The organism is Micromonospora sp. (assembly GCF_048594385.1).
Taxonomy (GTDB): domain Bacteria; phylum Actinomycetota; class Actinomycetes; order Mycobacteriales; family Micromonosporaceae; genus Micromonospora; species Micromonospora wenchangensis.
In genome coordinates, this window is the sequence record NZ_JBMDWU010000420.1 from 45,470 (window position 1) to 51,849 (window position 6,380).

At 74.6% G+C, this 6,380-nt stretch carries 8 protein-coding genes; 1 reads left to right on the forward strand and 7 read right to left on the reverse strand.

Annotated elements, in window-relative coordinates; genetic code table 11:
- Positions 1–25 precede the first annotated feature (25 nt).
- Positions 26–505 (reverse strand): MarR family winged helix-turn-helix transcriptional regulator, encoded by a 480-nt coding sequence (locus ACOJTC_RS22730; RefSeq protein WP_420118403.1) that lies wholly within the window; start codon positions 503–505, stop codon positions 26–28.
- Positions 506–565: 60 nt separating this feature from the next.
- Here ACOJTC_RS22730 and ACOJTC_RS22735 point away from each other — a divergent pair, with 60 nt between their 5' ends.
- Complete coding sequence (locus ACOJTC_RS22735) at positions 566–934, forward strand: VOC family protein (RefSeq protein ID WP_420118404.1); 369 nt, start codon at positions 566–568, stop codon at positions 932–934.
- 31 nt (positions 935–965) lie between these two features.
- Here ACOJTC_RS22735 and ACOJTC_RS22740 read toward each other — a convergent pair whose 3' ends face one another.
- From ACOJTC_RS22740 to tmk, 6 genes are all read right to left on the reverse strand, one after another.
- Positions 966–1,826, reverse strand: a complete 861-nt coding sequence (locus ACOJTC_RS22740; protein ID WP_204925814.1) for a PSP1 domain-containing protein — start codon at positions 1,824–1,826, stop codon at positions 966–968.
- A gap of 75 nt (positions 1,827–1,901) precedes the next feature.
- A complete protein-coding gene (locus tag ACOJTC_RS22745) occupies positions 1,902–2,558 on the reverse strand; it encodes a hypothetical protein (protein WP_204925813.1) in 657 nt (218 codons plus the stop codon).
- A complete protein-coding gene (locus tag ACOJTC_RS22750; protein ID WP_204925812.1) occupies positions 2,558–2,863 on the reverse strand; it encodes a hypothetical protein in 306 nt (101 codons plus the stop codon). Before ACOJTC_RS22750 ends, ACOJTC_RS22745 begins: the two co-directional genes overlap by 1 nt.
- Before the next feature lies 1 nt (position 2,864).
- The gene (locus tag ACOJTC_RS22755) at positions 2,865–3,194 is read right to left on the reverse strand and encodes a YbaB/EbfC family nucleoid-associated protein (RefSeq protein ID WP_088643476.1); all 330 of its coding nucleotides are present in this window, start codon (positions 3,192–3,194) and stop codon (positions 2,865–2,867) included.
- A 108-nt stretch (positions 3,195–3,302) separates the two neighbouring features.
- Positions 3,303–4,595, reverse strand: a complete 1,293-nt coding sequence (locus ACOJTC_RS22760; protein WP_420118405.1) for a DNA polymerase III subunit delta' — start codon at positions 4,593–4,595, stop codon at positions 3,303–3,305.
- Positions 4,595–6,380 (reverse strand): dTMP kinase (gene tmk / locus ACOJTC_RS22765; RefSeq protein WP_420118406.1); only part of this gene is annotated, 1,786 nt, incomplete at its 5' end. The genes ACOJTC_RS22760 and tmk, both read right to left, overlap by 1 nt.

The window sequence follows — 6,380 nt, forward strand, 5'->3', positions numbered from 1 at the left end:
GCCCACCCTGACGCAAACCTCTTGATCAACCCCGGTCGTCGGCGGGGGGCGGCGGCGCGGGCGGGGAGGTCAGGGAGTGGATCATCGATTTGAGGGCGTGGAATGCGGCTGAGCGCTCGGGGCCGGTCATGCCGGAGAGCATTCTGACCTCGACGGAACGGACCGCCGCGCTCGCCCGCTCCAGGCTGCGTCGACCGCTCGGCGTGAGTCGCGTGGGCAGCGCCTTGCCGACGGGTGCCGCCGCCGGCCTCACCACGTAGCCCTCCCGTTCCAGATTCTGGAGCAGCACGTTCATCGTCTGCCGGGTCACGAACGCGCCCCGCGCGAGTTCGGAGTTCGACATGCCCGGCCGCTGCGCCAGCAGTTCGAGGCAGGCGTAGTGCGTCACACCCATCCCGAGTGGTCGCAGCACCTCCTCCATGGCCGCCCGCAGGGCGCTCGACGCCTCCTTCAGCAGGTAGCCCAGGGACGTCTCCAGGTCGATGCCGGCACCAACTTGACTCATGTCAGCATTCTGACATAGCTTGTGCATGTCAGGAACCTGACACGACTGAAGGAGCATCGCATGCCCGTCACCGGCCCCGACTTCATCTCGTTCCAGGCGCGCGACCTCGCCGCCTCGCAGGCGTTCTACGAGCGCTACCTCGGCCTCGTCCGCTCGCCGGCCGGGCCGCCGCACGCCGTCGTCTTCGCCACCACACCGATCGCGTTCGCCCTGCGCGACGTCGTCCCCGGCACCGATCTCGCCTCCGCCGCCCGGCCCGGCATCGGTGCCGCGATCTGGCTCCACGCCACGGACGTACAGGCCATCCACGACGCGCTCGTCACCGACGGGCACACCATCGTCTCCGCGCCGGTCGACGGGCCCTTCGGCCGGACGTTCACCTTCGCCGACCCCGACGGCTACCAGATCACCCTGCACGACCGCGCCTGACGGGCCGTGCCCGACACCCGTGGACCGTCGGTCAGCGCGCGGCCCCTCCGGGGCCGGCCGGGTCACGGCTCTCGTAGGCGCTCCGGGAGCCACAGACGTCCGCGCGGGAGCACATGGAGCGCGAGCCGTCAGCGTCCAGGCGGACGGTCACCGCATCCCTCGGGACGCTGTGGCCGACCACCCGGCCGTCCCCCTCGGGCGTGCTGACCCGGCTGCCGATCGCCGGGGCGGACTCGGTGAACGTGGTGTACAGCGGGTGCTCGTACTTCAGGCAGCACATCAGCCGGCCGCAGGCGCCCGAGATCCGCAGCGGGTTCAGCGGGAGGTCCTGGTCCTTGGCCATCCGGATGGTCACCGGCTCGAAGTCGTTGAGGAAGGTGGCGCAGCACAGGTCCCGGCCACAGGAACCGATGCCACCCTGCACCCGGGCCGAATCACGGGCGGAGAGCTGCCGCAGCTCCACCCGGCAGTGCAGGGTCGCACCCAGGTCCCGGACCAGCGAGCGGAAGTCCACCCGGTGCGGGGCGGTGAAGTAGACGGTCGTCCGGTCCCCGGCCCCCTCGGCTGCGGCGAGGACGTGATCCACCGCGACCACCTTCATCGGCAGGCCGTGCTCCCGGATCAGCCGCTTCGCCGCCACCTTCGCCTCGGCCTTGCGCCGCCGCAGCAGCTCGTCGCGGCGCAGGTCGTCGTCGCCGGCCAACCCGGCAAGCTTCGGGAAGCCGTCAGTCTCCTCGGAGACCCACTGCGCCGCCCAGACGCACTCCGCCACCTCGGGACCGTCGTCGGTGGGGACGAGCACCCGGTCACCGACCTGCGGGCTGAACTCACCCGGGTCGAGGTAGTAGAGCCGCCCGTACCGGTTGAAGCTGACCGCGCAGAGCATGCCCATGCGTTCAGCCTACGACGGATCGACGGAACCGGTCCGGGTGCGACGGGCGGGCCCCCCGCCGGGTCGGTCGGCCCATCAGCCGATCCGCACCGGGCCGCCGTGGTACGACGGCCCCCCGGTCGGCCGCCAGGTCGACTCGGCGAGGCTGGGCGACCACTGGCGCAGCAACGTCTCCGCCCCGTCGTAGGCCACCCCGAGCACCGCGAGCACCCGGGTGGCGATCTCGGCCGCCGCAGCCGCCCCGGCGGGCCCGGCACCCGCCCCGGCGGCCACCCGGACCCGGACCGCCTCGGTGGAGCCGAGCACCTCGGCCAGCACCCGGGCCACCGCCAACCGGCTGCCCTCCACCCAGTCGGCGAGCGCGTCGGCGTAACCGGCGGTGGACTCCAGCCGGCCCACCAGGCTCTCCGGGCCCTCGTCCAGATGGCGCAGCAGGGCGGTACGGGCCTCGTCGTAGGACGCCCCGGCCGGGCCCGACCAGATGCCCGGATCGGTGAGGGCGGCGCACGCGTCGTCGTACCCCCGCACGAGACGGCGCACGGCGTGGCCGGCGGTCGCCAGCGGCGCGGGATGCAGGTCGAGGAACGCGCGCAGGGCCTCCCCCGGCAGCAGCTGCATCCGGCGCAGCAGCGGCCAGACCGGGTGCGCCTCGGGCGCGCCGGCGGCGAGCAGCGTGTCGACCCGGGCGAGCAGGTCCAGGCCGGGCTCGGCGAGCCGGTCCAGCGGGTCCATCACGCCTCCCCGGCCAGCCGGCGGCGGGCGGCCTCGTCGCTGGACGTGTAGCGGTCGGCGGCGCTGCGGACGGCCGACGCGGCGGCGGCCAGCCGGGCGGCGGCGGCACCCGCCTCGCGGGCCCGGCCGTCGGTGGCGGTCGTCCACTGCCGGTGCAGGGCCCGGCCGACCTCGCCGGGACGGCCGGCGGCGTGCGCGCCGAACGCCGGGTGCGGCGGGTCGGTGGCGGTGACCGTCCGGGACAGCGCGGCGAGGGTGGCGCTCGCCTCGTCGAGGCGGTCGGCGAGGGTACGCAGGGCGTCCATCTCACGCCCCCGCGAGCGGACGGTAGGCGGTGAACGTCTCGTTGTGCAGCTTCTCCCGGGCCCACTGGGCGGCGTCGGCGGCGGCCGTGACGGCGGCCTGCACCGAGCCGGCCACGTCCCGGGGGTGGCGGTTGTGCAGCGGCCCGAGGAAGCGCACGTCGGTGATCCGCCCACCGGCGGTCACCACCACCTCGACCAGCCCGTCGGGCGAGCGGACGGTCACCTCGACGGTCTCCACCGCCCGGTCGAACTCGGCCTGGAGGGACTCGATCCGGCGGTACCGCCGCACCGCCTCCTCGATCCACGCCTCGTCGATCTCGCCGCGCGGCATCCGATCTCCCCCCAGGTCGACCTCACCCTGCGTGCCACCACGATCACCGCGGCCCACCGGGACCGTACCGCACCCCGTCAACACGTGTCGATGGGCGGGAACCGGGGGTCAGCCGCGCCAGAGCGAGAGCATCATCGCCTCCACGGCGATGCGGGGTTTGACGTTCGCCTCGATCGCGGCCCGGCACTCCAGGACCGCCTCCAGCCGGCGCAGCGCACCCTCCGGGGCCCACTTCTGCCCGCCCGCCTCGGCCAGCGCGGCGGTGTCGGTGTGCACCGGGGCGACCGGCGCGCGCAGCGCCGAGGTGAGCGCGTCCCGGTAGAAGCCGGCCAGGTCCACCAGGGCCCGGTCCAGGGCGTCGCGCTGGGCCCGGGTGGCCCGCGACTTCTGCCGTTTCTCCAGGTCCTTGAGCTGGCCGGCGGAGCCGCGCGTCGCGCCCGCCGCGCCCCGGCCGGTGCCGCCCGCGCCCAGCGCGGTCTGCAACGCGGCCCGCTCGGTCGCGTCGGACTCCGCCACCGAGGCCGCCGCCTCGGCCTCGGCCGCCTCGATCAGCGCCGACGCCGCGTCCAGCGCGGTGCCCACCCCGGTCAGCCGGCGCGGCACCGCCAGCACCGCGTCCCGACGCTGACGCGCCTCGGGGACGCGGGCCAGCCGCCGGGCCCGCCCCACCTGCCCCAGCGCGGCGGCGGCCAACCACTGCGCCACGTCGGGCGCGATGCCGTCCCGCCGGACCAGCACCTCGGCGACCGCCGCCGCCGAGGGCTGCCGCAGCGGTACGACCCGACACCGCGACCGGATCGTCACCGACACGTCCTCCGGGTGGGTGGACGGGGCGCAGAGCAGGAAGACCGTCCGCGGTGGCGGCTCCTCGACCGCCTTGAGCAGCGCGTTGCCGGCCGCCTCGGTGAGCCGGTCGGCGTCCTCGATGATCACCACCTGCCAGCGCCCGCCGGACGGGGTGCTCGCCGCCCGCAGCACCAGGGCGCGCATCTCGCCGACGCCGATGGAGAGCCCCTCGGGGGCCACCAGCCGGACGTCGGCGTGCGTGCCGGTGAGCGTGGTGTGGCAGCCGGGGCAGGTGCCGCAGCCGGTGCCGTGCACGCACTGGAGGGCGGCGGCGAAGGCGCGGGCGGCCACCGAACGGCCGGAACCGGGCGGGCCGGTGAAGATCCAGGCGTGGGTCATCCCGGCACCCGGGTCGACGGCCGTGGCGGTCGACCCGGCGGCGGCATCCTCGTCGGCCTCGGCCAGGGCGGCCAGGTCGTCGTCCGGATCGTCGGCGGTGGCGGAGGGTGCCGGGAGGTGGGCGGCGCGCAGCACGGCGGCGGCCGACGCGGCGGCCCGGCGCAGGGTGTCGACCGCGTCGTCCTGGCCGACCAGCTCGGCGAAGACGTCCGGCATCAGGTCCGGTGCTCCATCCCCACCAGCTCCGTGTCGGATAACTCGGGCTGGACCGAGGTGTCCGGCCCGTGCGCGGGGCGCGGGTGCACGATGCCGGCCGGGTCCACCAGGAACTCCTGCACCCGGCGGCCGACCTGGCCGGCGATCTCGTCTACCGGGCGGGCCGCGTCGAGCACCAGGTAACGCTTCGGGTCGTTGGCGGCGAGGTCGAGGAAGGCGTAGCGGACCCGCTCGTGGAAGGCCACGGACTCGGCCTCCAGCCGGTCGGCCCCCTGGTTGCGGGCGGCGGCCCGGGACAGGCCGGTGCGCGGATCGACGTCGAGCAGCACCACCAGGTCGGGCTTGAGCCCGCCGGTGGCCCAGGAGGAGAGCCAGGAGACCTCGTCGACCGGCAGCGTACGACCCGCGCCCTGGTAGGCCAGGGACGAGTCGACGTACCGGTCGCTGATCACCACCGCGCCCCGGATCAGGGCGGGGCGGACCACGGTGGCGACGTGGTGGGCCCGGTCGGCGGCGTACAGCAGCGCCTCGGCGCGTGGGGAGGGGGCGTCCGCGCCGGAATCCTCAAGCACCAGGGCCCGGATACGCTCACCCACGGCCGTGGCACCCGGCTCCCGGGTCACCACGACGTCCCGGCCCTGCTCGCGCAGGCGGGCGGCGAGCTGCTCCAACTGGGTGGACTTGCCGGCCCCCTCACCGCCCTCGAAGACCACGAAGAGGCCGTTGGAGACGAACGGCTCGGCCGGCATCAGCGGCCGACCGCGCATCGAGCCCCACAGGTCGGCCAGGACCGGCACGCCCTTCTTGTCGTCCATCTGCCCGAACGCGCTGATCCCGGCGAAGATGCCGGCCAGGCCGGCGGCGAGCAGCAGTAGCCGGGTGGAGGAGACGGAGATGCCGAGGTCGGCGATGGTGAGCTGACGCGAGCCGCCGACCCCGACCAGCAGGCTGCTCAGCGCGATCGCCAGGATCAGCACCAGCCGGGTGCCGATCTGCACCACGGCGAAGACCCGGCCGCGTACCTCGTCGGCGACCTCGCCGCCGAGCAGCGTGGTGCCGGCGAGGAAGGCCATGCCGGCGCCCGCGCCGACCATGATCGCACCGAGGATGGCCATCGACAGGTGGATGGCGAAGGCCAGGACCAGCACGGACGCGCTGGCCAGCACGATGCTCATGCCGAACCAGCGACGGCGGGACATGTCCCGGACGATCATCGGGCCGAGCCCGATGCCGACCGCCAGCCCGATGAAGATCGCGCCGAACAGCATGTAGAACGCGGCGTCGCCGGCACCGAGCGAGGCGGCGAAGAACTTGGCGGTGCCGATCACGATGCCGCCACCGGCGAACGCGCCGAAGATGCCGAGCACCAGGCCCCGGACCAGCGGGGTCTGGCCGATGAACTTCCAGCCCTCGGTGAACTGGCTGAACATGCCCTGCTCGGCGCGCTCACCCCGTTCCCGGGCCTGGGCCTGGCTGATCTCCTTGATGCCGAAGGCCACCACCAGCGCGGTGGCGAGCCGGGAGAAGGCGTTGAACCAGAGGGCGAGCTGGGCGGGCTCGGCCCAGCTCGGCATCTCGCCGCCGGTGACCCCGCGCACGCTGCGGTCCAGCACCGCCAGGGCGATCGCGGCGGCGACCGGGGTCAGGCCGTACGTGGTGATCAGGGTGAGCTGGTTGGCGGTCTCCAGCCGGGCGCGCGGGATGAGGTTGGGGACCGCGGCCTCCTTGGCCGGGATCCAGAGCAGGGTGATCGACTCGATCAGGAAGGTGGCGATCGCCGCCCAG

What these genes read in the sequence shown, in the direction of transcription:
- ACOJTC_RS22730 (WP_420118403.1), bottom strand. Translation starts at nt 505, where the DNA reads ATGAGTCAAGTTGGTGCCGGCATCGACCTGGAGACGTCCCTGGGCTAC.
- ACOJTC_RS22735 (WP_420118404.1), top strand. Translation starts at nt 566, where the DNA reads ATGCCCGTCACCGGCCCCGACTTCATCTCGTTCCAGGCGCGCGACCTC.
- ACOJTC_RS22740 (WP_204925814.1), bottom strand. Translation starts at nt 1,826, where the DNA reads ATGGGCATGCTCTGCGCGGTCAGCTTCAACCGGTACGGGCGGCTCTAC.
- ACOJTC_RS22745 (WP_204925813.1), bottom strand. Translation starts at nt 2,558, where the DNA reads ATGGACCCGCTGGACCGGCTCGCCGAGCCCGGCCTGGACCTGCTCGCC.
- ACOJTC_RS22750 (WP_204925812.1), bottom strand. Translation starts at nt 2,863, where the DNA reads ATGGACGCCCTGCGTACCCTCGCCGACCGCCTCGACGAGGCGAGCGCC.
- ACOJTC_RS22755 (WP_088643476.1), bottom strand. Translation starts at nt 3,194, where the DNA reads ATGCCGCGCGGCGAGATCGACGAGGCGTGGATCGAGGAGGCGGTGCGG.
- ACOJTC_RS22760 (WP_420118405.1), bottom strand. Translation starts at nt 4,595, where the DNA reads ATGCCGGACGTCTTCGCCGAGCTGGTCGGCCAGGACGACGCGGTCGAC.